General features: G+C 43.6%; 2 protein-coding genes. Both read right to left on the reverse strand.

Annotated features, from left to right (window positions below; translation table 11 throughout):
• Positions 1 to 245 precede the first annotated feature (245 nt).
• Positions 246 to 563 (reverse strand): hypothetical protein, encoded by a 318-nt coding sequence (locus tag AC4PR2_RS29110; RefSeq protein WP_060435512.1) that lies wholly within the window; start codon positions 561 to 563, stop codon positions 246 to 248.
• Position 564: 1 nt separating this feature from the next.
• Positions 565 to 1,037: RHS repeat-associated core domain-containing protein (locus tag AC4PR2_RS29115; protein ID WP_492176079.1), on the reverse strand; the 473-nt coding region annotated here is incomplete at its 5' end.

Here is a 1,037-nt window from a genome sequence, read left to right on the forward strand (position 1 = left end):
TCGCTCTGCGGGCTGCGCTCGCCCAGCAGGTTATCCGCCAGATCGTACACCAGCCGCGCGCCCGGTTTGCCCTGATTGGGTTCTCGGTGTTGCAGCAGGCGGCCTGCCATACAATCTTAACCATTTGATTCTATATGATTTTTAAAGAGCCAAACATTGCCTTTTCACGCTTTAATTAAATTCTAAATTCGTTTGTTTAGCAGGAGGCACCACGCTATTCCTGTAGTGCCTAATTTTCTTTGAGGCTAGTCCCCCGGCTTCTCCCAATAAGGGGTATCCTCTGTAGCTCTCTCTATATCATCCATATCATCATCACCAAGGCTATTATCAAACTTACTGGATAATATCCTTCTAATTTCTGCCAGCCTATGTGTAACTTTATTCTTGTCTATAAATTTAGTTGTTTCGCTCTCATACTCTAACCGCTTATCGTCACTAATAACTGGCTCGCTGTAATAATAATGTGCGATATTACCAAGTGAGATCAATAAATAATTAACCTCCTTGATTATATTAACAGCTTCTTCACCTGTTAGTTTGATTGTTTCATTTTCTTTTAACATCTTACTTCCTTTTTGTGACCGTTGGATTTTTTAAGGGCACATCACCCTTCACAGTAAGCTCTTGGGTATGATAGCGAGGATTAGTAATCCACTCTAATTGTGAGTTGGGAACATCGGTCTCAACATAATCCCTTCCTCTTCCTGGTTTAATTTGATATTTATTTTCAGCCTGAACTTGACTCATTGGTTTTTTATTTGCTGGCTCAACATAAACTCGACCATTATCCTGAGCTTTTATTACGCCACTTTCTTCAATTGCATTTGAGCCTTTACGATTGGTGTAATGGCGAACACGGGTTGTTTCTTCAGTCTTGCAAGGCTTACTACTCAACCCCAGCGGATCCACCCACATCAGCGGGTTCGGCGCATACTGATACAGGTTCAACCCGCCGCGTAACCCTATCGGATCCTGCGTGGTGAAACGCCCCACCTCGGGTTCGTAGTAGCGGAACAGGTTGTAGTGCAGGCCGCTTT

The organism is Serratia sp. A07 (assembly GCF_058725505.1).